General features: G+C 71.7%; 24 protein-coding genes. 11 read left to right on the top strand and 13 right to left on the bottom strand.

Going from position 1 to position 25,023, the window contains the following annotated elements:
• The 3 genes from LJB74_RS12875 to LJB74_RS12865 form a co-directional block, all read right to left on the bottom strand.
• Positions 1 to 927: a carbohydrate ABC transporter permease gene (locus LJB74_RS12875; RefSeq protein WP_259308915.1), complete on the bottom strand. Its 927-nt coding sequence runs from the start codon at positions 925 to 927 to the stop codon at positions 1 to 3.
• A 2-nt stretch (positions 928 to 929) separates the two neighbouring features.
• A complete protein-coding gene (locus LJB74_RS12870; protein WP_259308914.1) occupies positions 930 to 1,868 on the bottom strand; it encodes a carbohydrate ABC transporter permease in 939 nt (312 codons plus the stop codon).
• Between the two features lie 75 nt (positions 1,869 to 1,943).
• Positions 1,944 to 3,269 (bottom strand): ABC transporter substrate-binding protein, encoded by a 1,326-nt coding sequence (locus tag LJB74_RS12865; RefSeq protein ID WP_259308913.1) that lies wholly within the window; start codon positions 3,267 to 3,269, stop codon positions 1,944 to 1,946.
• Positions 3,270 to 3,503: 234 nt separating this feature from the next.
• Here LJB74_RS12865 and LJB74_RS12860 point away from each other — a divergent pair, with 234 nt between their 5' ends.
• Positions 3,504 to 5,552 (top strand): beta-galactosidase, encoded by a 2,049-nt coding sequence (locus LJB74_RS12860; RefSeq protein WP_259308912.1) that lies wholly within the window; start codon positions 3,504 to 3,506, stop codon positions 5,550 to 5,552.
• Between the two features lie 12 nt (positions 5,553 to 5,564).
• Here the strand turns inward: LJB74_RS12860 and LJB74_RS12855 are convergent, their stop codons facing one another.
• The 3 genes from LJB74_RS12855 to LJB74_RS12845 all read right to left on the bottom strand — a co-directional run bounded on the left by LJB74_RS12855 (position 5,565) and on the right by LJB74_RS12845 (position 8,523).
• Positions 5,565 to 5,975, bottom strand: coding sequence for an ATP-binding protein (locus LJB74_RS12855; RefSeq protein ID WP_259308911.1), 411 nt, complete (start codon positions 5,973 to 5,975; stop codon positions 5,565 to 5,567).
• Between the two features lie 227 nt (positions 5,976 to 6,202).
• The gene (locus LJB74_RS12850) at positions 6,203 to 7,750 is read right to left on the bottom strand and encodes a hypothetical protein (RefSeq protein ID WP_259308910.1); all 1,548 of its coding nucleotides are present in this window, start codon (positions 7,748 to 7,750) and stop codon (positions 6,203 to 6,205) included.
• A gap of 284 nt (positions 7,751 to 8,034) precedes the next feature.
• The gene (locus LJB74_RS12845) at positions 8,035 to 8,523 is read right to left on the bottom strand and encodes an RNA polymerase sigma factor (RefSeq protein WP_259308909.1); all 489 of its coding nucleotides are present in this window, start codon (positions 8,521 to 8,523) and stop codon (positions 8,035 to 8,037) included.
• Positions 8,524 to 8,734: 211 nt separating this feature from the next.
• Between LJB74_RS12845 and LJB74_RS12840 the strand changes: the two genes are divergently transcribed.
• Entirely contained in the window at positions 8,735 to 8,968 is a 234-nt protein-coding gene (locus LJB74_RS12840; RefSeq protein WP_259308908.1) for a hypothetical protein, read from the top strand.
• Positions 8,969 to 9,141: 173 nt separating this feature from the next.
• Here the strand turns inward: LJB74_RS12840 and LJB74_RS12835 are convergent, their stop codons facing one another.
• Together LJB74_RS12835 and LJB74_RS12830 are read right to left on the bottom strand one after the other, a co-directional pair.
• Positions 9,142 to 9,345, bottom strand: coding sequence for a cold-shock protein (locus tag LJB74_RS12835; protein ID WP_259308907.1), 204 nt, complete (start codon positions 9,343 to 9,345; stop codon positions 9,142 to 9,144).
• Between the two features lie 181 nt (positions 9,346 to 9,526).
• Positions 9,527 to 9,718: a hypothetical protein gene (locus tag LJB74_RS12830; protein ID WP_259308906.1), complete on the bottom strand. Its 192-nt coding sequence runs from the start codon at positions 9,716 to 9,718 to the stop codon at positions 9,527 to 9,529.
• Between the two features lie 279 nt (positions 9,719 to 9,997).
• On the opposite strand from LJB74_RS12830, the gene LJB74_RS12825 reads away from it, so the two are divergent.
• A complete protein-coding gene (locus LJB74_RS12825) occupies positions 9,998 to 10,870 on the top strand; it encodes an ABC transporter ATP-binding protein (protein ID WP_259308905.1) in 873 nt (290 codons plus the stop codon).
• Positions 10,870 to 13,425, top strand: a complete 2,556-nt coding sequence (locus tag LJB74_RS12820) for an ABC transporter permease (RefSeq protein ID WP_259308904.1) — start codon at positions 10,870 to 10,872, stop codon at positions 13,423 to 13,425. Before LJB74_RS12825 ends, LJB74_RS12820 begins: the two co-directional genes overlap by 1 nt.
• A 172-nt stretch (positions 13,426 to 13,597) precedes the next feature.
• Here LJB74_RS12820 and LJB74_RS12815 read toward each other — a convergent pair whose 3' ends face one another.
• On the bottom strand, positions 13,598 to 13,807 hold the full coding sequence (locus tag LJB74_RS12815; protein ID WP_259308903.1) for a PspC domain-containing protein: 210 nt from the start codon (positions 13,805 to 13,807) through the stop codon (positions 13,598 to 13,600).
• Positions 13,808 to 14,038: 231 nt separating this feature from the next.
• Here LJB74_RS12815 and LJB74_RS12810 point away from each other — a divergent pair, with 231 nt between their 5' ends.
• From LJB74_RS12810 to LJB74_RS12795, 4 genes are all read left to right on the top strand, one after another.
• Entirely contained in the window at positions 14,039 to 15,154 is a 1,116-nt protein-coding gene (locus LJB74_RS12810) for an FAD-dependent oxidoreductase (RefSeq protein WP_259308902.1), read from the top strand.
• A 101-nt stretch (positions 15,155 to 15,255) separates the two neighbouring features.
• Positions 15,256 to 16,296: an alcohol dehydrogenase catalytic domain-containing protein gene (locus LJB74_RS12805; RefSeq protein WP_259308901.1), complete on the top strand. Its 1,041-nt coding sequence runs from the start codon at positions 15,256 to 15,258 to the stop codon at positions 16,294 to 16,296.
• Between the two features lie 172 nt (positions 16,297 to 16,468).
• Positions 16,469 to 17,326, top strand: a complete 858-nt coding sequence (locus tag LJB74_RS12800) for an NAD(P)-dependent oxidoreductase (RefSeq protein ID WP_259308900.1) — start codon at positions 16,469 to 16,471, stop codon at positions 17,324 to 17,326.
• Between the two features lie 119 nt (positions 17,327 to 17,445).
• Complete coding sequence (locus tag LJB74_RS12795; RefSeq protein ID WP_259308899.1) at positions 17,446 to 18,681, top strand: bifunctional diguanylate cyclase/phosphodiesterase; 1,236 nt, start codon at positions 17,446 to 17,448, stop codon at positions 18,679 to 18,681.
• A 237-nt stretch (positions 18,682 to 18,918) separates the two neighbouring features.
• Here LJB74_RS12795 and LJB74_RS12790 read toward each other — a convergent pair whose 3' ends face one another.
• Positions 18,919 to 19,137, bottom strand: coding sequence for a hypothetical protein (locus tag LJB74_RS12790; protein ID WP_259308898.1), 219 nt, complete (start codon positions 19,135 to 19,137; stop codon positions 18,919 to 18,921).
• Positions 19,138 to 19,206: 69 nt separating this feature from the next.
• Positions 19,207 to 19,488 carry a DUF1876 domain-containing protein gene (locus LJB74_RS12785; protein WP_259308897.1) on the bottom strand — a complete coding sequence of 94 codons (282 nt, stop codon included), beginning with the start codon at positions 19,486 to 19,488 and terminating at the stop codon, positions 19,207 to 19,209.
• Between the two features lie 145 nt (positions 19,489 to 19,633).
• On the opposite strand from LJB74_RS12785, the gene LJB74_RS12780 reads away from it, so the two are divergent.
• The gene (locus LJB74_RS12780) at positions 19,634 to 20,509 is read left to right on the top strand and encodes an NAD(P)-dependent oxidoreductase (protein ID WP_259308896.1); all 876 of its coding nucleotides are present in this window, start codon (positions 19,634 to 19,636) and stop codon (positions 20,507 to 20,509) included.
• 93 nt (positions 20,510 to 20,602) lie between these two features.
• Positions 20,603 to 21,619 carry a class I fructose-bisphosphate aldolase gene (locus LJB74_RS12775; protein ID WP_259308895.1) on the top strand — a complete coding sequence of 339 codons (1,017 nt, stop codon included), beginning with the start codon at positions 20,603 to 20,605 and terminating at the stop codon, positions 21,617 to 21,619.
• A 72-nt stretch (positions 21,620 to 21,691) separates the two neighbouring features.
• Here LJB74_RS12775 and LJB74_RS12770 read toward each other — a convergent pair whose 3' ends face one another.
• A complete protein-coding gene (locus tag LJB74_RS12770; RefSeq protein ID WP_259308894.1) occupies positions 21,692 to 22,411 on the bottom strand; it encodes a class F sortase in 720 nt (239 codons plus the stop codon).
• On the bottom strand, positions 22,378 to 23,331 hold the full coding sequence (locus LJB74_RS12765) for an ice-binding family protein (RefSeq protein ID WP_259308893.1): 954 nt from the start codon (positions 23,329 to 23,331) through the stop codon (positions 22,378 to 22,380). Before LJB74_RS12765 ends, LJB74_RS12770 begins: the two co-directional genes overlap by 34 nt.
• Positions 23,332 to 23,831: 500 nt before the next feature.
• Between LJB74_RS12765 and LJB74_RS12760 the strand changes: the two genes are divergently transcribed.
• Positions 23,832 to 24,998, top strand: coding sequence for a MarP family serine protease (locus LJB74_RS12760; RefSeq protein WP_259308892.1), 1,167 nt, complete (start codon positions 23,832 to 23,834; stop codon positions 24,996 to 24,998).
• The last annotated feature ends 25 nt before the right edge of the window (positions 24,999 to 25,023 follow it).

The following is a 25,023-nucleotide window of genomic DNA, read 5'->3' as shown; positions in this document are numbered from 1 at the left end:
TCAGCTCTTGACCGCGCCTGCCGCGAGGTCGACCTGCCAGTAGCGCTGCAGCGTGAGGAACAGCGCGATGAGCGGGATGATCGACAGCAGCGCGCCGGTGAGGACCGACGTGTACATCGCCGGCACCGACGCACCCTGGTTGAGGAGGCCGGAGAGCCCGACCGTGATCGGGAAGAGCTGATCGCTGCCGAGCATGATGTACGGCAGCATGAAGTTGTTCCAGATCGCGACGAACTGGAACAGGAACACCGTCACCAGGCCCGGCATCATCATCGGGACGGCGATCTTCCGGAAGATCGTGAGCTCGCGCGCGCCGTCGGTCCGCGCGGCCTCGACGACGTCCGTCGGCACCGACGCGGCGGCGTAGATGCGGGCGAGGTAGATGCCGTAGGGGCTGATGATGCTCGGGAGCAGCACCGACCAGTACGTGTTCGTGAGCCCGACCTTGGCGAGCAGGAGGTACTGCGGGATAGCGAGGACGACGCCGGGAACGAGCACACCGGCCAGGAGGGCGTTGAAGATCGACCTCTTCCCGACGAACGAGTACATCGCGAGCCCGTAGCCCGCTGCCGCCGAGACGATCACCGAGAGCAGCCCGCCGACACCGGCGTAGAGCGCCGTGTTGGCCATCCACCGCCAGTACACGCCGTCACGATAGGCCGAGAGGGTCCTGATGTTGTCGATCAGGTGCGACGACGGCGCGAACGTGAAGGTCGAGAACAGCTCGCCCGCGCTCTTGCTCGACGCCACGAGCACCCACACGACCGGCAGGAGGCAGTAGGCGGCCCCGAGCAGCAGGATCGTGGTGCTCGTGTAGCTCGGGCGCTCGCGCCGGACCTGGCGCAGCTGCGGCGGCGCCGTCCGACGACCGGCCCCCGCGACGTCGGGAGCGGCACCCGGGGAGGGGACCGGAAGGGTCGTGGCCATGGTCACTTCTCCTGGCTGAAGGCACGGTTCTGCAGGAGGCGCAGGAACCCGAACGAGAGGACGAACGTGGCGGCTGCGATGACCACGGAGGTGGCGGCGGCCGAGTAGATGTCGTTGCGGGTGAACGCGTCGCGGTAGACCTTCATCAGCGGCGTCCACGTGCTCGAGATCGTGTTGGTGAGCGGTCGCAGGGTCATCGGCTCGGCGAAGACCTGGAGGGTCGCGATCATCGAGAAGACGAACGTCATGATCAGCGACGGCAGCACGATCGGGACCTTGATGCGCCAGGCGACGGCGACCTCGGTGCAGCCGTCGATCCGGGCGGCCTCGTAGAGCTCGCTGGGGATCGCCTTGAGCGCCGTGTAGATGACGATCATGTTGAACCCCACGCCACCCCAGAGGGCGATGTTCGCGACGGCGAACATCACGAGCCGGCTGGACAGGACGGTCGGCACCTGCCAACCGAGCGCGTGGAAGACGAAGTAGAACGGGCTGACCGCCGGGAGGTAGAGGAACCCCCACAACAGGGACGAGATCACGGCCGGGACGGCGTACGGGAGGAAGATCGAGACCCGCGACACGCTGCGGGCACGGGTCCGCCGCGAGTCGAGCATGAGCGCGAAGACCAGCGCGAGCGCGATCATCGTCGGGACCAGGAGCAGCCCGTACAGCGCGACGCGGCCGACGCTCGCGGCGAACTCCGGGTCGGACAGCGATCGTACGTAGTTCTCGAGCCCGGCCCAGACCTCGGTCCGGGCACCCGCGCCGAGGCCGAGCCCGCTGACCTTGACGGTGCGCAGGCTGAGGTAGAGCGAGTAGCCGATCGGCAGCGCGAGGAACGCGACGAACAGCGTGATCGCCGGTGTGAGGAACAGGTACGGAGCGAGGGTTCGCCGACGCGCGCGCGCGCGGACGGGGGCGGTTCGGCCGAGGGCGGTCATGGGGGTCCTCCGGGGGTGCGGGTCGGCGGTCGGGTGACCGGGGTGGCCGTGTGGACGGCCACCCCGGTGGCGGCGTCAGCCCTTGACCGAGAACCCGGAGTTCTTGAGGTCCGCGAGCGTCGTGGTCTGCATGGCCTTGACGGCGTCGACGAACGCGGACGCGCTCTTGGCCTCGGTCGCCTTGCCGAACTCGTCGTTGTACGACGAGTAGGCGACGTTCACGTTCGGGCCGAACGTGAAGCTGCCGGCCGTCTTCGCGATGTCACCGGCGAGCGTGTAGAAGTCCGGCTGGTTGGAGAAGAACTTCGGCGGCGAGGCGAGGGCCTCCTTCTGCGCGGGGATGTCCGCGGGGTAGAGGCCGCTGATGCTGACCAGGGCGTCGACGGCCTTCTGGTCGGTGTTGAGCCAGGTGACGAACTCCGCAGCCTCCTTGGCGTGCTTCGACTGGGTGGTGACGGCCATCGCGGAGCCGCCCCAGTTGCCGGTGGCCGGCTTCGCACTGTCCCACTGCGGCATCGGCGCCATCTTCCACTTGCCCGCGGTGTCGGGTGCGTTACCGGCGAGGACGCCCGGCGCCCAGATCGCGGAGAGCCACCCGACCTGCGTGCCGTCGTTGAGCGCGGCGTTCCACTCCGGCGTGTACATCGGCTTGTTGTCGATCACGCCGGACTGCACCAGGTCGCCCCAGTACTTCGCGACCTTGAGGGTGGCGGCGTCGTCGATCGAGACCGTCCACGAGCTCCCGTCGACGCCCCACCACGAGGCCCCGGCCTGCTGCGCGAGACCGGTGAACCAGCCGGCGTCGGTCGCGGAGAACGTGCCGAGGTACTTGGTCGGGTCGGCCTTGTGCAGCGCGGCGGCGACGTCGGCGTACTCCGCCCAGGTGGTCGGGACCTTGAGCCCGAGCTTGTCGAAGATGTCCGCCCGGTAGTAGAACTCCATCGGTCCGGAGTCCTGCGGGACGGCGTACACGGCCTTGCTGCCGAGGGTGACCGAGTTCCACACCCCGGCGGGGAACTGGCTGGCGATGCCCGCGGGCAGGTCCGCGGAGATGTCCGCGAGCGCGTCCGCGGAGACCAGTGTCGGGATCTTCTGGTACTCGGCCTGCATGATGTCCGGCGCGCCGCTGCCGGCCTTGATCGCGGTCAGCAGCTTGGTGACGGCGGGGTCGCCGCCGTCCTGCTTGTTGACCGTCACCTGGATCTTCGGGTGCGACGCGTTCCAGATGGCGACGACCTTGTCCATGTTCGGGGCCCAGGTCCAGAAGTTCAGGTTGACGGTCTCACCACCGGTGGACGCTGCGGTCGTCCCGGTCGATCCTCCCGTGCTCGAGCACGCGCTCGCGAGCAGCGCGACGGCTGCGGCGACTGCCGCGATCCGGGTGCCTGTGGTCAGGCGCATGGTTCCTCCTCGTCGTGGTCCACCGCTCCGTCGCGGTGGGGAGGTGCACCGTGACGCCAGACGCCGCGGTGAACCTGTGCGCGGTCACAGTACGTGCACACCACGGTCGCTTGTCAACAGGGCATCTCCTGGTGTTACCTGTGCAGCGAAGGGCAGCTCCTCCTGGGAGCGCGCACAGTTCTGTCGCCCTGCGATCGGCCTGGGAGAGCACCCCGGCCCTGGACGAGGAGCCCCATGAGCCCGAGCACCACCCCTCCGACCGGCCTGCCCGTCTGGCTCCCCGGTGTCGAGACCCTCTGCTACGGGGGCGACTACAACCCCGAGCAGTGGCCGGAGGAGGTGTGGGCCCGCGACGTCGCGCTCATGCGTGAGGCCGGCGTCACCCTCGTGAGCGTCGGGATCTTCTCCTGGGGTCTGCTCGAGCCGCGCGAGGGCGAGTTCGACTTCGGCTGGCTCGACCGGGTGCTCGACCTCCTGCACGAGGCCGGGATCCAGGTGGACCTGGGAACACCCACCGCATCACCGCCGGCGTGGTTCTTCCACGCCCACCCCGATGCACGCGTCGTCACGCGGGACGGCACCACGCTCGGGTTCGGCTCACGCGGCATGGCGAGCCCGAGCTCACCCGACTACCGCCGCGCGAGCGTGCGGATCACCCGCGAGCTCGCCCGACGGTACGGGTCGCACCCTGCCGTCGTGCTGTGGCACGTGCACAACGAGTACGGGACCCCTGTCTCGGAGTGCTACTCCGAGCACAGCGCCCGCGCGTTCCGCGCCTGGGTGCAGCGACGGTACGGCAGCCTCGACGCCCTCAACGAGGCCTGGGGCACGGCCTTCTGGGGCCAGCACTACGCCGAGTGGGCGCACGTCTCGCCGCCCTCGATCGCGCCGAGCGTCGTCAACCCGGCACAACGTCTCGACTTCGCCCGCTTCACGTCGGACGCGCTCCTCGAGTGCTTCGTGGCCGAGCGCGACGTGATCCACGCGGAGGCGCCCGGCATCCCGGTCACCACGAACTTCATGGCCGGCTCGTGCCAGAGCGTCGACCTCTGGGCCTGGGCGCGCGAGGTCGACATCGTCTCGAACGACCACTACCTGACCGCTGCGGACGACCGCAACCAGGTCGGCCTCGCCCTGTCGGCGGACCTCACCCGGTCACTCGCCGGCGGACGGCCGTGGCTCCTCATGGAGCACTCGACGTCCGCGGTCAACTGGCAGCCCCGGAACGTCGCGAAGCGGCCGGGCGAGATGGCCCGCAACTCGCTCGCCCACCTCGGCCGTGGTGCCGACGGCATCCTGTTCTTCCAGTGGCGTGCCTCCCGATCGGGCGCCGAGAAGTTCCACTCGGCGATGCTCCCCCACGCCGGCACCCGGAGCCGGGTCTGGACCGAGGTCTGTGCCCTGGGCCACGACCTCGCCGCCCTCACCGAGGTCCGCGGCTCGACCGTCCACGCCGACGTCGCGATCCTCTGGGACTGGCAGTCGTTCTGGGCCCAGGACCTCGAGTGGCGCCCGAGCGTCGACCTCGGCCACCGCGAGCGGATCGACGCGTTCTACGACCGGCTCTGGCGGGACAAGCTCACGGTCGACTTCGCCCACCCCGAGCACGACCTGTCCGGCTACCGCCTCGTGGTCGCCCCGGCCTCCTACCTCCTGACGAGCCAGGGCGCGGCGAACCTCACCCGCTACGTCGAGGCGGGCGGCACGCTGCTCGTGTCCTGCTTCTCCGCGACCGTCGACGAGAACGACGCCGTGCCCGAGGGCGGCTACCTCGCCCCGCTCCGCACCGCGCTCGGCGTGGAGGTCGACGAGCTCCTCCCGCTGCGGCAGGGCGACCAGGTGCACCTCGCCGCCTCGGGACCGGTCGCGCGTGCTCTCGACGCCATCACCGCCGACGTCTGGTGCGAGGACCTGGCGCTCGCCGGCGCGACGCCGGTCGCGGTCTTCGCCGACGGACCTGCCGCCGGCGGGCCCGCGGTGACCCGCCACGAGCACGGTGCCGGCACCGGCTGGTACGTCTCGACACGCCTCGACGTCGACGCCCTCGCCGCCCTGCTCGCCCCGGTGTACGCCGACGCGGGCCTGAGCCCGGTGGTCGACCTGCCCCAGGACCTCGAGATCGTGACCCGGCACGGCACGACGCACTCCTACGTCGTGGCGATCAACCACACCGACGAGGCCGCTGACGTCCCGCTGACCGGGACCGACCTGCTCACCGGCGAGACCAGCACGTCGTCGTTCACGCTCGCCGCAGGGGCGGTCCGCGTCGTGCGATCGGCCTGACCGCAGCGGGGCTCAGTAGAGCGGGCTCGGGTCGTCGAGGTCGACCGCGAACCAGACGGTCTTGCCGGAGTCGTCGACGATCACGCCCCACTCGGACGACAGCATGTCGACGAACCCGACACCCCGGCCGCCGGTGGCGTCGACGTCGATGTCCTGGACGACCGGCAGCTCCATGCTCTCGTCACGGACCTCGACCCGCAGTGCGCGCGCGGTCCGGGTCGCCCGGATCTCGACGGTGCCGTCCTCGGGTCCGTGCGTGACCGCGTTGGTCAGGAGCTCGGACGTCAGGAGCTCGACGACCCGCCGTGAGGCGTCCTCGTCGACGAGGTCGGCCGGGCTCTCGGAGCGCTGCTCGAAGACCGACATGACCCAGCTCCGGCCGGTCGGCACCGAGGACGGGTGTGCTGTCAGTCGCAGCGACATCACCCTGCCACCTCTTCCGAGTACACGCCTGACCTCATGGTCGACGATCATCCAGTGCGGAGCCGCCTCGCACACGCCGACGCGCGGGCGGACGGTCACACTCGATGAGAGCGTTCACCCCGGCGACGATGACGCGAACTCGCGCGACCAATTCCGGGTTGCCCCTCGCGCGCCCGTCCGGCCACCACCGTGGCCCGCGCACACCCCGACCCACACGCGCATGACGGTCATCCAGCGGGTGTCAGGTCCAGGGCGCTCTCGGCGACGGCGATCACGGACCAGGTCCGGCCCGACCCGTCGGACAGCTCGTAGGCCGGCGCCAGCACGACCGAGCCGTCGGGCTGCTGGACCGCGGACAGCCCGAGGCGCGCCTGCGTGAGGGTCACGTGCTGGACGGGCCACGACACGGGCGCCCCTGCTGCGGGGACCGGTGGGAGCGTCGGCGTCACGCCGGTCCCGGTGTCACCAGGTGCGGTCACCAACGGTTGCGGCGCCGTCGCCGCAGCACCTCCGACGGCCGACCCCGACGACGCACGATCCGTCGCGGTGCCCTCGAGGCCGATCGCCGTGTAGACCCCGGTCTGACCGCCGCCGAACCGTGCGTCACCGAGCCGGGTGACCGCCTCCTGCGGGCTCACGACGGGGTACGACCCGAGCGGGACCACCGGTGCGAGCTGACCCCACAGGCTCTGCACCCCACGCGCCGTCAGGCTCAGGTTCCAGGCCTGCCCCGTCCGCTGCCCGTCGACGACCGCCCACGCGGTGACCGCCGCGATCGTCGAGCTGCCCGTCGCGCTCGCCTCGTACTCGAATGCCGACGGGTCGAGCCCGGCCGCAGCGATCAGGTCCCGGGTCCGCGCGGTCGCCTCGGCGGCGGACGGCGCCGGCCCGGCCGACGATCCGGCGCACCGCTCCGGATCGTCGGCAGGTGTCGGGGCGACCGGCATGCCGGCCGCGCCAGATCCGCTGGTCGCACCCTTCACGCTGCCGTCCACGCATGCGTACGGATCGTTGGTCGGGTCGTAGTACGACACGTCCACGGTCGCGTCCGGCTGCAGCTGGAGGCGCGGACCAGTGCCGTCCGTCGCGCCGACGATCCAGGCGCCGGACACGAGCGTCGGGGTCCCGGCCAGGCCGAGGGCCTTGGCCACCGCCGCGGCCTTGTCCCGGGTGAAAGCGGCCGCGGAGTCGTAGGTCCACGCCTGAGCGGTGCCGGCCGCGGCCGAGAGCCCGTCGGAGCTGAAGACCGTCCGGGCCACCCCGTAGGGGGCGAATGACGGCGACGACATCGCTGAGCCGACCGTGTCACGCTGGGCCGAGCCCGCCGCGACCTCCGGGCCCACCAGGGAGATCGCCGGCGCCGCCTTCGACGTCGAGGACGGTGTCCCGGTCTGGCGTCCGAGCGCGAACGCCCCGGAGCCGACCAGTGCGACACCGGCCACCGTCGCGGCGATCTGGAGCCAGCGCGCCGGCCGCCGCTGGCGCCGCGTCGGATCGAGCTCGGTCACCGTCGCGTCGGTGTCGCGCCCGTCGTGGTCCGCACTGTCGCCGTGGTCTGCACTGTCGTCGTGGTCCGCACTGTGCGTCGCGTCGGCACTGCGCCCGCCGTCGGTGTCGCCCTCGCGGTCGGCAGCACCGCCGTCGGCGATCCTGGCGTGGACGGCCGCCTCGATCGCCGCCACGTCCACCTCGATCCCCGCAGCGGGGTCAGCGGCGCGCAGGCGCTCGACGGGGTCCTCGTGGATACCACCGTCGGGGGGGAGCTGGGTGTTCACGACGACCTCCAGGACATGGTGACCGGCCGCGGCGGGCCGACCGGGGTGAACCTCGTGGCGAGCCGTCCGAGAACGACGTCCCGACTCGCTGATGTGCTGCCGCTCGGTGTGCTGCTGTCTCGTATGTGTCGCGCGTCGTCCGCATCTTGCACCGGGCCGCCGACGACCCGACCCGCGCAGCACGCCGGTCGCCTGCACCGGGCAGACGGTTGCCCGACGCTCAGCCGCTCAGCCGCTCAGCCGCTCAGCCGCTCAGCCGCTCAGCCGCTCAGCCGCTCAGCCGCTCAGCCGCTCAGCCGCTCAGACCACGCCTCTCGCAGCCGGGACCTCGCCCGCGAGAGTGCCGCATCCGCGCCGCCGCGCGAGAGGCCGAGCACCGCGGCGAGCTCGTTGCCGTCGAGCCCCTCCCACGCGTTCAGCAGGAGGATGCGCCGGTCCCGGGGGCTCAACGCCGCGAGCGCGTCACGCACCTCCTCGTCCGCGATCACGATGCTCTCCGGGTCCGCGGCCTCGACCTCGTCAGGGAGGTCGCCGACGGGGATGGGCCGGCCCTTGCGCCGGTGGTTCGCGATCACGAACCCGGCGGTGCGGTAGAGCCACGGGAGCTCAGCACCCGCCGGGATGTCGTCGCGCCGCCGCCACGCAACGGTGAGCACGTCCGCCGTGAGGTCCTCCGCGTCGTCACGCGCGGCACGCCGGACGACGTACCGGAAGACCGGACCGGCGTGGGCACGGACGAGCTCGGCGAACCACGCGTCGTCACGGTTCGTCACGGTGTCTCCAGAGCCTCAGGTGGTCGTGGGGCGATGCCCCTCACCTGACCACTGTCGCGTGACGGACCGTTCTTGCACAGTCGAGGCACGCCGCGGTCATCGCGCGCTCACGAGCACGGTTGCTCGCCCGAACGTGTGCACATTCCTTCATATGCGGCGATTCACCCGCGACGTACCTGATCTTCCGGTCGAATCGGTCGATCATCTCCTCATGGTCATGGTCGACGAGAGCACCCGGGCAGGTGGACGCAGGAGCCCGCAGCCTGCCCCGTGCGCCGCACATCCGCACTCCGGGCTCATGCACTTCGACGGCACGTGCCGCTGCTTCTTCGGCGGTCCGGCCCCGGAGTTCGCTCCGCCGACGGTCTCCGTCGACGACCTCCCGGCCATCCGGGCCTTCCACCCGCCCGTCGACCTGCCCGAGGGTTCCTCCGTCTGGAGCTGACCTCCGCCGGGGTACACCCCTCACGGTTGCGCCGCCCACGGCTCCCGCGAGGCCGTCACCACCTCACCCGGCTGCGAGTCATCCGCCCGGCTGTCGCCCCAGGACGCACGAATGCCCCGGCCGAGGCCGGGGCATTCGTGGTGGTACGTGAGGCGCAGGGCCTCAGAGCGTCCTCAGAGGGGACGGATGTTCTCGGCCTGCGGGCCCTTGGGGCCCTGCGTGACGTCGAACTCGACCTTCTGGTTCTCGTCGAGCGAGCGGTAGCCGCTCGTCGCGATGGCGGAGTAGTGCGCGAAGACGTCAGCACCACCGTCGTCGGGAGCGATGAAGCCGAAGCCCTTTTCCGCGTTGAACCACTTCACGGTTCCTGTTGTCATGATGATTCTCCTCCTGGAGCGTTCGTGCGGATCCGACTGTCGGAAACGCTCGTCACGGTGTTCGTCGTCCGCTCCGGGTAAGGAACTCTGCGCCCCGACCGAGGTCGAGAGCGATCATGACGTGCGAGGCACAGCAACTTCAGGTATCACCCTAACCCACCAAGTGCCAAAGAGCACAAGACTACGACCGAAGTCGTCGGAACTCATCCGCAAGCTGCTGCGCCTGAGCGGAGATCAGACGCCGGTACACCTCGAAGGCGTCGGCCACGACGATCTCGGGGAAACCCCCGTCGCGGGCCGCCAACCAGTCGGCCTTGGCCAGGTGGATGTCGGCGTCCGACACCTCGACCCGCAGCTCCCGCTCCTCGTGCATGGCCTCATCCTCGCGGCCCGCGGCGCGGGCGTCCACACCCGGACCACGTATTCACCCGCCCGGCGGCGTCCGCGGCCGCACGCCGTGCGCGGCCCCGGCAGAGGGCCTGGCCTGGTCGTTCGACCCTCGGCGAGGAGTGACGACCCCGATCGCCGTCGGCACACGCTCAGGGTGCTCTCAGGGACGACTCAGGGCGCTCCCGGATCGCCACGGGCGCCGCGGCTCGGAAGCATCGTCCCTGTACCCGCGCCACCCCTCCATCACAGCGAGAAGAGCGTCATGCCCACGCGTACACCGGACCTCACCGCCGCGACCTCCCTGCTCGACCCCGCGCACACGGCTCGCGCCGTGGCGACGGCACGCGACCTCGTCAAGACCTACGGGTCGGGCGACACCGCGGTGCACGCGCTCGCCGGGATCGACGTCGACTTCACCCGAGGAGAGCTCACCGCGATCATGGGGCCGTCCGGCTCCGGCAAGTCGACGCTGATGCACTGCATGGCCGGCCTGGACACACCGACCGCCGGGACCGTCGTCGTCGACGGCGAGGACGTCGGCCGCATGAACCAGCGCCAGCTCACCAGGCTGCGCCGCACCCGGCTCGGGTTCATCTTCCAGGCGTTCAACCTCGTGCCGACGCTCACGGCCGCCGAGAACATCACCCTCCCGCTCGACATCGCGCGACGACCGGTCGACCGCGCGCAGTTCGACGCGGTCGTCGACGCCGTCGGGCTCCGCAACCGGCTCGGCCACCGTCCGAGTGAGCTGTCCGGCGGCCAGCAGCAGCGCGTGGCCTGCGCCCGCGCCCTGGTGTCACGGCCCGCGGTCGTGTTCGCCGACGAGCCGACCGGGAACCTCGACTCGAGGTCGGCGCACGAGGTCCTCGGGTTCCTCCGCCGCTCGGTGGACGAGCTCGGGCAGACCGTCGTCATGGTGACCCACGACCCGACAGCGGCGTCGTACGCCCACCGGGTCCTGTTCCTGGCCGACGGACGACTCGTCGGCGAGATCACCGACCCGACGCCCGACTCCGTCCTGAGCGCGCTCCGCTCGCTCGGGGCCGACGACGTCCGCGGAGACCACCGGGCGGCCCTCCACCACAGCGCCGACGCCGAGGTGCTCGGCGTCGGGACGACCGGGACGGACGTCTGATGGGCCGGGTCGCGCTACGCGGGATCCGGGCCCACCTGGTCCGGTTCCTGCTCTCCGTCCTCGCCGTGACGCTCGGGGTGGCCTTCGTGGCGGGCACGTTCTCGCTGCGGACGATGCTCTCGTCGACGTTCAGCGGGATCATCGACTCGGCCATGGTCGGTGACGCCTACGTCCGCGGGAGCCAGCCGGCATCCGCCGACACGGCCACCGGCACCCAGGTCGGCGAGGTCCGCACCAGGGTCCCGATGGACCTCGCGTCGGCGATCGACGCCGTCCCTGGCGTCCGCATGGCACTGCCCGACATCAGCGGCCCGATCGTCCTGGTCGGCGCCGACGGGACCGCGGTGACCAGCACCCAGGCCCCGAGCTTCGCGACCGCGCTGTACCCCCAGGACGACACCCTCGCGATCACCGACGGTCGCGCACCTCACGGGCCCGACGAGATCGCGATCGAGTCCGCCACCCTGGCCGCGTCCGGGCTGCACGTCGGCGACCGCACGAGCGTCGTCATCGGCGGAGAGCTGCGCGAGGTCACCGTGGTCGGCGAGATCTCGATGGGGGCACCGATGGCCGGCGCCACGATCACGTTCGTCGACGTCCCGACCGCGACCGCCGCCTACGCACCCGACGGGCAGGTCTCGACGATCACCGTGCTCGGCGACCCCGGCATCCCGGAGCGCACGCTGGTCGACCGGATCGCCCCGGTGATCGGCCCGACGGCCGAGGCGGTGACCGGCGACGCGATGCGCGCGGAGTCGCGGGCGAGCATCGAGACGATGCTCGGCTTCGTCACGACGTTCCTCATGATCTTCGCTGCGATCTCGTTGTTCGTCGGCGCCTTCATCATCGCCAACACGTTCTCGATGTCGGTGCGGCAGCGGATGCGCGAGTTCGCGCTGCTGCGCGCGGTGGGCGCGTCCCCGCTGCAGGTGTTCAGCTCGATCCTCACGCAGGCGGCCGTCGTCGGCGTGCTCGGCTCGGTCCTGGGCGTCGGTGCGGGGCTCGGGCTCGTCTCGCTGCTCCGGATCCTGTTCGAGAGCATGGGGATGGACCTGTCGGGGTCGATCCCGCTCGACCGCTCGACCGTCCTGATCTCGCTCGCGGTCGGGACCCTCGTCAGCGTCGCCGCCGCAGCCCTGCCGGCTCGTCGCGCGGCACTCACACCTCCGGTCGAGGCCATGCGTGACGACGTCGTCGTCCACGAGCGCTCGCTCCGCGTCCGGGCCCTCGTCGGGGGTGTCCTCGTCATCGGGGGGCTCGCCGCACTCGCGGCGTCGGTGACCGTCGCCGACGCGAACGGTGGTGCGCTCGTCGGGTACGCGGCCGTCGGCCTCGTGCTCGGGATGCTGCTGCTGTCCCCGGTGATCGCGCGCAGCGTGCTCGGGGTGCTCGCGGCGGTGTTCGTCGTGACCGTGAAGCCGCTCGGCCGGCTCGCGCGCGGCAACGTCACGCGCAACCCCCGACGCACCGCCAACACGGCCGGCGCCCTCATGATCGGCATGGCCCTCGTGGGGGCGGCGTCGACCCTCGCGGCCTCGACCCAGGAGTCGACCCGCGCGGTCGTCGCGAACGAGATGCGGGCGGACCTCCTGGTCCAGTCGGCGACCGGGGCGATCCCGTCCGGTGCGGTCGCCGCGATCGACCGGCTCCCCTCGGTCTCCCACGCGGATGCGCTGTCGTTCGCGTCCGCCCTGGTCACCACGGGTGGGGCGACGCCGTCCGAGAAGGACGCCACGATGTTCGTCGGTGCACCGGCCGCGGCGTTCGGTCGGTCTCTCGACGTCACGACCGTCGACGGGTCGCTCGACTCGCTGGCGGCCGGTGAGGTCGCCGTCCAGAAGACCGCGGCGAAGGACCACGGCTGGGCCGTCGGCGACACGTTGACGTTCACGACGGACACCGGTGCCACGACCGCCACGGTCGGTGCGGTGATCGACTCGAAGGCTCTCGGCGTCGAGGTGGTCGTGCCGGACTCGCTCTCGGCCACGCTCGTCCCGACGGCGAAGCAGCAGATCAACACGGTCTTCGTCACCCCGGCTGCCGGGGTCACGGCGGACCGGCTCCGGGCCGATCTGGTCGAGGTCGCCAAGCCCTACGTCGTCCTGTCCGTGCTCGACCAGAAGGACTTCGCGTCGCAGCTCGCCGACCAGGTCAACCAGGTGCTCGTGATCCTCTACGCGCTGCTGGGACTGTCGGTCGTGATCGCGATCCTCGGGATCGTCAACACGCTCGCCCTGTCGGTGATCGAACGCACGCGGGAGATCGGGCTCATGCGGGCGGTCGGCCTCGGCCGGCTCCAGCTCGCGGGCGTCGTCACGATCGAGTCGGTGCTGACCGCGCTGTTCGGGACGTCGATCGGCGTGACGATCGGCGTCGTTCTGGCCGCGGCGCTCCCGACCGTCCTCGCCGACTCGGGCCTCACGACACTGGTGATCCCGTGGGCGCAGCTGGCGTGGATGCTCGTGCTCGCGGCCGTGGTCGGCGTCCTCGCCGCCGCCTGGCCCGCGACCCGTGCCGCCCGGCTCCCCGTCCTCGACGCCGTCACCTACGACTGACCCACCCACCACACCTCGCCGAGATCGCACAGGAGGGCCGAGATCGCACCATGCACGGTGCGATCTCGGCCCTCCTGTGTGATCTCGCGGGACGGCTGGGGTGACTTGGGGCGGCTGGCGGCTGGGGCGGCCCCGCCCCGGGGCAGCTTGGCGCAGGACGAAGGTGCGGGAATCAGTCCGACGGCATGAGGATCCACAGGACGGGGTAGATGAGGATCTGGCTGCCGGGGATGATCATCAGCAGCAGGATGAACAGGAGTCGCGCGGGCCACGGGTCCAGACCGAACCGACGGCCCAGGCCGGCGCACACCCCTCCCAGGACACGGCCCTCGCGCGGCCGGTAGAGGCCTTCACGGCCCATCGCCTCATGGATGGAGTTCACTGACGTCGCCCTTCTCGTGCTCGTGGTGCTCTGACCCCTCCAGGCTCTCAACGGCACGGGTGCGGCACCATCCGGGAACGCCCTGATCCGACCCCGGTCCGTCGACCGGCCGACCTCGGGGTCCTCGGACGCGGCGGCCGTACGTCCCGCTCCTGACGTGGCTGTTCGTACGATCATCGGAGGACGCGCCCGCACCCGTGGTCCGCGGTGTCACCCGAGGGGAGACTGTCGATGCAGCAGCGTGTGGTGGTGGTGGGCGGCGGCTACGGCGGGGCCGCCGTGGCGAAGGCCCTCGACGACGTCGCCGACGTGGTGCTGATCGAGCCGAAGGACGCGTTCGTGCACGCGGTCGGCGCCCTGCGCGCCGCGGTGGACCCGGACTGGCAGGACCGCATCTTCATCCCCTACGACCGCCTGCTGACCCACGGCCGGATCGTGCACGACTGGGTACGGACCGCGACCCCGACCCAGGTGCGGCTCTCGGCCGACGAGGCGATCGACACCGACTACCTCGTCCTCGCGACCGGCACCGGGTACCCGTTCCCCGCGAAGTTCCTCGAGAACCAGACGTCCGTGGCCGCGGCTCGGCTGGCGCGGCTGCGCGAGGCGCTGGCGGTGGCCGACCGTGTCCTGATCGTGGGGGCCGGGCCCGTCGGGCTCGAGCTCGCCGGCGAGCTCACCTCGTCGTTCCGGAACGTCGGGGTGACCGTCGTCGACCAGGAGGACGACATCCTCACGAACGGGGACTTCCTGCCGGAGGTGCGTGAGTCGATCCGGAGCCAGCTCGAGGCGCGGGGCGTGGTGTTCGAGCTCGGGGCCGCCCTCGGGTACCTGCCCCCGTCGGACGTCGGGACGTTCGAGCCGTTCACGGTCGCGACCACGGCCGGCCAGGAGATCAGCGCGCAGGTCTGGTTCCGGTGCCACGACGCATCGGTCACCACGGACTACCTCGGCACCGAGCTCTCCCGCCGGGTGATCGGCGGCGGGCGCGTCCAGGTGACCAACACGCTCAACGTCGTCGGGTACGAGTCGGTCTTCGCGATCGGCGACATCACGGACGTCCCCGAGAGCAAGCGGGCCAGCGCCGCCCGAGCGCATGCCGCCGTCGTCGCGGAGAACATCGCCTCGCTCATCGCCGGCCGTCCGGCCACCGCGACCTACACCCCGGCGCCGGAGCTGATCGTGCTGCCGCTCGGCCCTGCCGGCGGCGCGTCGCAGCTCGTCGACGAGTCCGGGGCACGGGTGATGCGCGGCCCGCAGGAGACCAGCGCCATCAAGGGGTCCGACCTCATGACCGGGCCGATGGCCGACCTGTTCGGACGGGATCCGCTCACCCTCCCGCGCTGACCCTGCCGTACGCACGCACCGCATGGACCTTCGTCCCTCGCCGGTCGGCGCCCCCTGCCTAGCGTGAGGAGAGCAGGGGCCAACCAGGGAAGGTGTGCACCATGCGCGAGATGTACTGCGACGCCCAGGGATCCGTCCGTCTGATCGAGGCCCCGGACCCCGAGATCCAGGCGCCGACCGACGTGATCGTCCAGGTCTCCGCCACGACGATCTGCGGCTCCGACGTCCATCTCGTCCACGGCCACCTCCCGACCCCCTGGGGGTTCGCCCTCGGGCACGAGTACGTCGGACGCGTCGTCGAGGTCGGGGCGGCGGTCTCCCAGGTGAAGGTCGGCGACCGCGTCGTCGGCCCTGCCGCACCCTGGTGCGGGACGTGCGCGTCCTGCCGCGCCGAGCAGACGCAACGGTGCGACCGGGGCGGCGTCCTCGGCTCCGGTGACGCGTGGGGCGGGTGGGGCGGCGCGCAGGCCGAGCTGATCCGGGTCCCGTGGGCGGACCGTGACCTCAGCATCGTCCCCGAGCCGGTCACCGACGCGCAGGCGTTGACCGTCGGCGACGTGCTGTCGACCGGGTGGACGGCCGTCTCGCACGCGGTCACCGCACCCGGTGCCACCGTGCTCGTGCTCGGTTGCGGGCCCGTGGGACTCTCGGCCGTGCACACCGCGAGCCTGTACGGACCGCGTGCGGTGATCGCGGTCGACGCGCTCCCGGACCGCCTCGAGGTGGCGCGTGCCCTCGGTGCGACCCACACGCTCGCGGCCGACGGCGACGTCGCGGCCCAGGTCGCCGAGCTCACGTCGGGTCGCGGCGCGGAGGCGGTCGTCGAGGCGGTCGGGCTCCAGGGCACGATCACCCTCGCCGGGCAGGTCGTCGTCGTCGGAGGCCGCATCAGCGTCGTCGGCATCCCGGCCGGTCCGATCCAGCTGCCGTTCGCCGACCTCCTCTTCAAGAACGTCTCCTGGTGGAGCGGTCTGGGCGACCTCAGGCACATGGACATGCTGCTGGCGATGATCGCGCAGGGCCGGCTCGACCCCACGCCGATGTTCACCTCCCAGCGTCCGTTCGACGAGATCGAGCTCGCGTTCGCGGACATGGCGAACCGTGCCCCCGGGGTGGTCAAGACCCTGGTGACCGTCGGGTAGCGACCCGGGCCGGGCGCTCGGGCGTCCGTGCAGGGCGAGCGGCCAGGGTCCCGCTCACGTACTACCGTGGGGAGCCTCGGACGACCGAGGCTCCCCACTCCTGCCGCACGTCCGTCGCCACCCCGCCACCCCGCCACCCCGCCACCCCGCCACCCCGCCACCAGGAGGATCGATGACCACCGTTGCCGTCACCGGAGCATTCGGGAAGGCGGGACGCGCCGTCGTCGCCGACCTCCTCGCCCACGGCTACCACGTGGTCGCGACCGATGCCGTCGGACCCACCGGCGACCCCGGGCTGCTGGGCGTGCCCCTGCTGCGGGCCGAGCTGACCGACTACGGGCAGGCGCTCGAGGTCCTCGCCGGGGCCGACGCGGTGGTGCACCTGGGGAACATCCCGGCCCCGGGCCACGCGCCCGCACCGCACACCCTGAACGCGAACAACGCCGCGAACGCGAACGTCTTCCTCGCCGCGCAGCGCCTCGGGCTCGAGCGGGTCGTCTGGGCCTCGAGCGAGACGACCCTCGGGCTGCCGTTCGACGTGCCTCCGCGCTACGCCCCGGTCGACGAGGACCACTTCCCGGTGCCGACGTCCACCTACGCCCTGTCGAAGGTGGTCGGCGAGCAGATGGCCGAGCACATCTCCGCGTGGTCCGGCATCCCGTTCGTCGGGCTGCGGCTGTCGAACATCTTCCGGCCGGAGGACTACGCGGCGGTTCCCGGGTACTGGGGCGACGCGCGGCTCCGGTCGTGGAACCTGTGGGGGTACATCGACTCCCGCGACGTCGCGGCGGCGTTCCGGCTCGCTCTCGAGGCCGACGTCACCGGGTCGAGCAACGTCATCATCGCGGCGGCGGACACGATCATGGACCGCCCGTCGGCCGACCTGCTCGCCGAGGTGTTCCCGGACGTCGAGATCACGCGCCCGCTCGGAGAGTTCGAGACGCTGCTCGCGATCGACGGCGCCCGACGTCTGCTCGGGTTCGAGCCGGCCCACTCGTGGCGCGACCACGTCGGGCCTGCCGCGCGGTAGCCCCTGGTCGACGGGCCGTCAGCGTCTCGTCCGCATGGCCCTGACCTTGCGCCGGGCCGGGCGCGGGAACATGCTGGTGGCCGGTAGGTCATGCGCTGCGGTGTCTGGGAGGGGGCGCGATGACGGCTGGCCCGGCACAGGACGCCGCGGACGGGCATCGCGCCCACGACGACCGCACCACGCACGACGGGTTCCCCTCCGCGATCGAGAGCCGGTTGACGGGTGCCTTCTACGCCTCGCACCGGGCCCGGTCGTTCTTCGCGGCCGTCATCATCCTGATCACGCTCGCCGGTGCGTGGCTCGTCACGTATCTCGCCGGTGGCACCGAGTCCGTCGCGCCCCAGGCCTTCTACCTCCCGATCCTCATCGCCGCGACCCGGTTCCGCTGGCACACGGCCCTGCTCACCGCGATCGCCGCAGGGATCGTCTCGGGTCCGCTGAGCCTGCTCGACGTCGAGGGCGCCGTCGAGCAGTCCACCGGCAACTGGATGGGACGACTGCTCATCTTCGTCGCGATCGCCCTGCTCGTCTCGTGGCTGTCGCACGAGTCACGCGTCGCGATCCTCACCAAGGTCCGCGACGCGCACGACGCCCGCGAGCTGCGCGCCGCCCTCAACCACCACGAGCTCGTGGTGCACTACCAGCCGATCTTCGAGCTCGACAGCGAGGAGGTCGTCGGGGTCGAGGCCCTCGTCAGGTGGCAGCACCCGCATCGGGGACTGGTCCCGCCGGCGGACTTCATCCCGCTCGCCGAGCGCACCGGCCTGATCGTGCCGCTCGAGGTGTTCGTCCTCGGCGAGGCCACGCGCCAGACGGCGCGGTGGCGCGCGGAGGGGTCGGCCTGCCGGACCCTCACGGTCGCGGTCAACATCTCGGCGACGCACCTCGACGACCCCGGTGTCGTCACCCACGTCGCCTCCGCTCTCACGAACTCGGGGCTCAAGGCCGAGCACCTCTGCGTGGAGATCACCGAGACCGCGATCATCCGCGACTTCAGCAGCGCGCTCGACCGGGTCGTCGAGCTCCGTGACCTGGGGGTGCGGATCGCCCTCGACGACTTCGGCACCGGGTTGTCGTCGCTGGCCTACCTGCAGAAGCTGCCGATCGACATCGTGAAGATCGACCGATCGTTCGTGAAGGAGGTCGACACGGACTCCCGCAGCGCAGCAGTGATCTCCGGGATCGCGATGCTCGCGCACGCGATGGGGACCTCCCTGGTCGCCGAGGGCATCGAGACCCGTGGGCAGCTCGACGCCTTGCGCGCGATCGGGTGCCGGCGCGGGCAGGGGTTCCTCGTCGGGCGACCGGTCCCCGCCGAGGAGCTCGAGGCGCACATCTCGATCACGCAGAGGTGACCGCGCGCACCCGCGCGCCGCTGACGGCACGCGCCCCGCAGCCGGACTTCGTGAGAGTTTGCTGTGAATCCCTCGAATGGCTCAAGGCACCCACCTGGATGACCGATACTTGTACTCAGCGCTCCCGAGCGAGTCGGCCCCTGCCCCCCTGCGTGGCTGGCATGCTCGGGAGCGCCTTCACGTCCGATGCCGCGCCTGCACGGTCGGTGCCGGGGCCTCGGTCCGCCGACGACGACGTCAGCCTCTCTCCGCGAGACCGTCCGCGAGCGCACCGATCACCTCGGCGGCGGCCTCCGGCCCGATGCGGACGGTGCCCGTGCAGCGCCCCGCGCGCCACAGGCTGATGACGAACACGTCGTCGACCTCGTGCCAGCTGATCTGAAGCTCGCGGCGGTCACGACGCACGTCGGGCACAGCGGTGGTCCCTGTCCGCGCCAGTGCCACGACCTCGCCCATCACTCGACGATCCTCCCGCGCAGGCACCCTGTCCAGAGGAGAGCGAGGCGCGGGCGGCGACAGCGGAGGTCAGATGTGCAGGTGGACCTTGTGGTGCTCGATCTGCTCGATGTCGTCCGTCGTCGCCTTGAGGAGCCGGTCGGCCAGGTGGCGCAGGGCGCGGGCTGCCGCGAGCTCCTCACCGATCTCGGGGATGTCGCGGTCGACCGGGTTCCGGCGGGCGCGACCATACCCTTCGAGCGTCGTCCCGGATGACGTCGTCAGAACCGCGTGGGCGGTCGTGATCTCGTCGTCGGAGCGGACCTCATCGGCGTCGAAGAGATGGATCTTCACGTTCCAGGTGTGGACCATGGCGAGCTCCTCCCGAGGTGGTCCGCGCCATTCGCCCATGGTGCGGACGTGGGTCCTTACTCCTGACGGTAGGCCCGTCCGGGCGGCTGCGACAGCCGAGCGGACGACTCGCCGCGGCCGTGGTCGGCCGACCTACAGTGGCGGGATGTCACGCGTCGCGTTCATCGGTCTCGGTCGGATGGGGCACGGGATGGCGGGCCGGCTCCTGGCCGCCGGTCACGACGTCGTCGTGCACAACCGCACCCCGGAGAAGGCCGCCGATCTCGTGCGGGCCGGCGCGCGGCTCGCACCGAGCCCACGCGCGGCGGCGGAGGGCGTCGACGCGGTCGTGTGCATGGTCAGCGACGACGACGCGTCGCGCGCGGCCTGGCTGGGACCGGACGGCGTCCTCGCGGCGGACCCGGCCGGGGACGCGCTGGCGATCGAGTGCTCGACGCTGTCCTGGGGGTGGGTCCTCGAGCTCGCAGCGGCCGTCCGCGCGACGGGTCGCCGCTACGTCGACTGTCCGGTGACCGGCCTCCCGGACGCCGCCGCCGGCGGACGGTTGACGCTCCTGGTGGGGTCCGACCCGGCCGACCTGCGTGCGGCCGAGCCGCTGCTCGCCGCGCTCGCGACCGAGGTCCTGCACTTCGGGCCCGTCGGTACGGGGACCGTCTACAAGCTGATGATCAACCTCATGGGGGCGGTCCAGATCGCCGCCGCGGCCGAGGGCATCGCGCTGGCCGAGCGTGCCGGGCTGGATCTCGACCAGGTCGCCCGGGCGATCGCGAGCGGCCAGGCGGCGAGCCCCCAGGTCGTGCGCAACGCGCTCCGCATGGTGAGCGGCGACCACGACCGCGAGGTCACGTTCTCCGGCGCGCTCCGCCGCAAGGATGCGGCGTACGGCGTCGCTCTCGCCGAGGCGCTCGGGCTGCCCGCGGCGCTCGGGCGGACGGCACTGGCCGGCCTGGACCGGTTGGTCGCGTCCGGGCTCGGCGAGCTCAACGAGAGCAGCATCATCGAGGTCGCGCGACACCGCTGACCACGACCGGGGTCGTGGAGGACGAAGGTCTCTCGCGCGCGTCAGGGAGCAGGTTCGACGGTGGAGGGACAGCTCCCGAAGAAGGTGGCCACGATGGACCTCGATGCCATGGTCTTGACCGCGCACGTGCTGGTCAGCTCGGGGAAGGGGATCCTTGCCGCCGACGAGAGCACACCGACGATCGCCAAGCGCTTCGCCGGGATCGGCGTCGAGTCGACCGAGACGTCGCGCAGCGCCTACCGCGAGATCCTGTTCACGACCCCCGGGCTGGGCGACCACATCAGCGGCGTGATCCTCTTCGACGAGACGATCCGTCACCAGACCGACGACGGCACGCCGACCGCCGAGCTCCTGCTCCACCAGGGCGTCGTCCCGGGCATCAAGGTCGACGGCGGCACGAAGCCCCTCGCCGGTTTCCCCGACGAGGTCGTCACGGCCGGGCTCGACGGTCTCCGCGGTCGGCTCGCCGACTACGTGACCCTCGGCGCCCGCTTCGCCAAGTGGCGTGCCGTGATCCGGATCGGCGATGGTCGGCCGTCGAGCACGTGCCTCGAGGCGAACGCGCACGCCCTGGCCCGGTACGCAGCCCTCGCCCAGGAGGCCGGGCTCGTCCCGATCGTCGAGCCCGAGGTCCTCATGGACGGCGACCACACGCTCGCCCGGTGCGCCGAGGTCACCGAGGCGACGCTCCGCGAGGTCTACGCCCAGCTCGCGCGGCACCGCGTCGTGCTCGAGGCGACCCTGCTCAAGCCGAACATGGTCCTCCCGGGCCAGGACTGCCCGGTCCAGGCGACCGACGACGAGATCGCCGTGGCGACGATCGACACCATGCGGCGCACGGTCCCCGCCGCGGTACCGGGGCTCGTGTTCCTCTCCGGCGGGCAGACCGACGCACAGGCGACCGCGCGGCTGAACGCAATGAACCGGCGTGGGCCGCACCCGTGGGAGCTGAGCTTCTCGTTCGGACGCGCGCTCCAGGGCCCGGTCCTGCGGGCGTGGCGGGGCGATCCCGCGAACCGGCGTGCGGCGCAGGAGGCGCTGCTGCACCGGGCCGCCCTCAACGGCGCTGCTCGCCACGGGACGTACTCGGCGGAGCTGGAGACCTCCTGACCGGACGCCGACGGTGAGCCGTCGCGCCGCGCACCGCTCGAGAGCCACCACGTCGCGCCCGTGCCACGACCGTCACGCCGGCGGGACGAGCTCGGCGAAGACGACGGTGTTGTCCTCGTAGTGGTGCGTCGTCGCGTCCCACGAGCCGCCGCAGGTGATCAGACGCAACCCGGCGTGGTCGATGTCCCCGTAGACGAGCGCGGTGGGGAACGCGTCCTTCGGATACTCCGCGACTCGGGTCACGCGGAACACGGCGACACCCGCGTCGGCGCGAGTGACCGAGATCCTGTCGCCGGGCACGATGCGTCGGAGCTCGAAGAAGACGCCCGGACCGTTCCAGTCGACGTGGCCCGCGATGATGGCCGGGCCGAGCTCACCCGGAGTCGGCGCACCGGTGTACCAGCCCGCCGGGAAGCCGCTCGGCGGCACCTGCATCGTCCCGTCCGGATTCAGCCCGAGCGGCATGAGGGTCGAGTCCACCCCGATCGCCGGAATCTGGAGACGGACCGGCGCTGATCTGCTCAGGTGCACGGGCTCGACGGGACTCGACGACGAGCGGGGCACGCTCGCGACCGGTGGGGCCGAGCTCGGCGCGCTCGCGACCGGCACGACGGCCGGCTCCGTCGGCCCAGGAGCGGACAGGGTCGAGCACGCGCCCGTGCTCAGACCCACGAGCACGAGCAGCGCGAGTCGCGCTGCTCGTGCGCCGACGCCCCGGCGCGGTCGCGCACCCGATGGGCCGGGACCGCGCCGCGCGTTCAGGCGTTCGACCGGCGGCGCACGGCGAACCATGACACTCCGCCTGCCCCGGCGACCGCGAGCGCGCCGATCACCGCGAGCCCGACGGGGCCCGAGCCACCACTCGTGCTGCCGTCACCGGTCGAGACCGCACCGACCGGGACCGCAGTGACCTGGCTCGGGCTGACCGAGCCCGATGCTGCCGGCGTGGTTGCCGGTGTGGTTGCCGGCGTGGTTGCCGGGGCCGCGCAGACAGGCCGGGTGATCGTGTTCCCCTGCAGCGTGACCGCGCCGTTGCGCGCCAAGACCCTGCCGTCGACCGTCGCCCCGGTACCGAGAGAGACACTGGTCAACGCCAGGATGGTCCCCTGGAAGTGGGAGCCGCTGCCCAGCGTTGCCGAGCTCGTGACCTGCCAGAAGACGTGGCACGCCTGCGCGTCGTTGATCAGCGCGACCGAGCTCGCTGATGCGGTGATCAGCGTCGACGCCGCCGTGAACACGAAGACCGCGTCCGGGTCGCCGCCTGCGTCGAGCGTGAGCGTGCCGGTCAGCCCGTACGTGCCCGCGCTGTAGACGCCGGGCTGGAGCGTCGTGCCGCCGAGCTCGGTCGGGATCGCCGTGGCCGGCGACTGCGTGGCGGCGTTGAGGTACGCCGCCGTGAGGTCGTTCTGGGCACCGAGCGCGACCGCATCGGCAGCGTGAAGGGTGCCGTTCAGGGTCACCCCCGGGGTGAAGCCGGTCACGAAGGACCCGTCGGCCGGCGACAGCCCCACGTCACCGTTGAGCGTCGTCGCGCCCGTGTTCGTGATCGCCGATCCTGCGAGCACGACGAACGGGTCGGCCGTGCCGAGAGGGACCGGGAGCGCGGCCGCATGCGCGACGCCGGGAAGCGCCACCACCAGCCCGACCGCCATCAGTGCCGAGGCACCCAGACGAGTGTGTGCGATGCGGGAGAGTCCGTGGACAGGAGTCATGGTGGATCCTTCATTGGTCGGCCTCGGAGAGGCGACGAACGGCCCGTCGAGCTGACGGGTGTGCCGAAGGTTCACACGCATCGACCGAATGCCGGGCGCACGAACGGAAAGGAAGTTCCTGGGCGGAATGGCCGTAGCGCCTGTGCCCGGACCTGATGCTCGGGCAACCGCTGCACGCTCCCCAACCGGTCGCGATCTGTCGCGCCATCGCCGGGGATCCCCAGCAGAGCGCCGAGGTCGTCGTGGTCGTTCGAGCGTAGCACCACGACGTCCGGGCCCTCCGGATCAACCTTCACGTCCGAGCCCCCCGTCGGCCCACCCGGTGCCGAGCCAGACGCCAGGATGACTCGGTATCGTGACGCCCAGGGTCCGCACATCAGCCCACCATGACGGCCCCGCTCGATCTCGGCCGCGCGCCCGACCCCGTACCGAGCCCGGTCCGCCGGCGGCACAGGATGCTCGGGTCGTGCCGCGTGGTCCACGACTCGACGGAAGAGGACATGAACCTCGTCACGCTGCTCATCGTCGTCGCCCTGATCATCGGCGCCGTCCGGGGGTACCAGCTCGGCCTCGGGCAGGTCGTGCTGCCGACGGCCGGTCTGGTCGGCGGCTTCCTGCTCGGTGTCAGGCTCGTGCCGTACGGGATGCAGCTGGTGGACCAGCCCCTCGCGAAGCTCGCCGTCGCGATCCTCGGCACCGCTGCGCTCGCCACGCTCGGCGCCGCGATCGGCAGCGCCGTGGCACGCCGGTTCGACCACGCGAGCGACCGGCTGCACCTCGGCCCGATCACCCGGACCCTCGGCGCCGCGCTGCAGGCCGCGATGGTGCTCGTCCTCGCCTGGCTGCTGGCCTCCGGGCTCACCAACGTCACGGCCTACGACCTCGGCAAGCAGGTCCAGTCGTCGCCGATCATCCAGGCGCTCAACGCGACGCTCCCCGCGCCGCCCGACATCGTCTCGCGGTTGCGCGCCCTGATCCGTCCGAACGGGTTCCCGAACGTCTTCCTCGCCGGCGAGCCGCAGCCGACGCCGGTCACCCCAGGCGCACCCGTCGACCCCGCCGTGGTCCTGACGGCCGAGCGGTCGGTCGTGAAGGTCGTCGGCATCGGCTGCGGCGGGCTGGTCGAGGGGTCCGGGTTCGTGGTCTCCCCCGGCGTGGTGGTCACCAACGCGCACGTCGTCGCCGGCGTGCACGGACTCGTCGTCGAGGACCCGACCGGGAAGCACGAGGCGACGGTCGTGCACTTCGACCCGGATGAGGACGTCGCCGTACTCCACGTCCCGTCGCTCCGGGACCCGGCGATCGCCACCGACCCCGACCTCGTCGCCTCGGGCTCCTCCGCTGCGGTCCTCGGCCACCCGGGCGGCGGATCGCTCCGGGCGAACGACGCCGTCATCCTGTCCGAGATGACGGCGATCGGGCAGAACATCTACGACCAGGGCACGGTCCGCCGGCACATCTACGAGGTCGCCGCGACGATCGAGCCGGGCAACTCGGGCGGACCGCTGATCGGCACGGACGGGCGCGTGATCGGCATCGTGTTCGCGAAGTCCGTCAGCCAGGAGAACGTCGGCTACGCGCTCGTCTGGGGTGAGGTGGCACCTCAGGTGGAGGCGTCGCTCGCGTCGACGGCACCCGTGGCGACGGGCGCCTGCAGCGCCGGGTGACCTGACGGGACGACGAGGCTCGGGC

It is taken from the genome of Cellulomonas sp. P24, from assembly GCF_024704385.1.
Taxonomy (GTDB): Bacteria; Actinomycetota; Actinomycetes; order Actinomycetales; family Cellulomonadaceae; genus JAJDFX01.
This window is presented reverse-complemented; position numbering and strand designations above follow the sequence as displayed.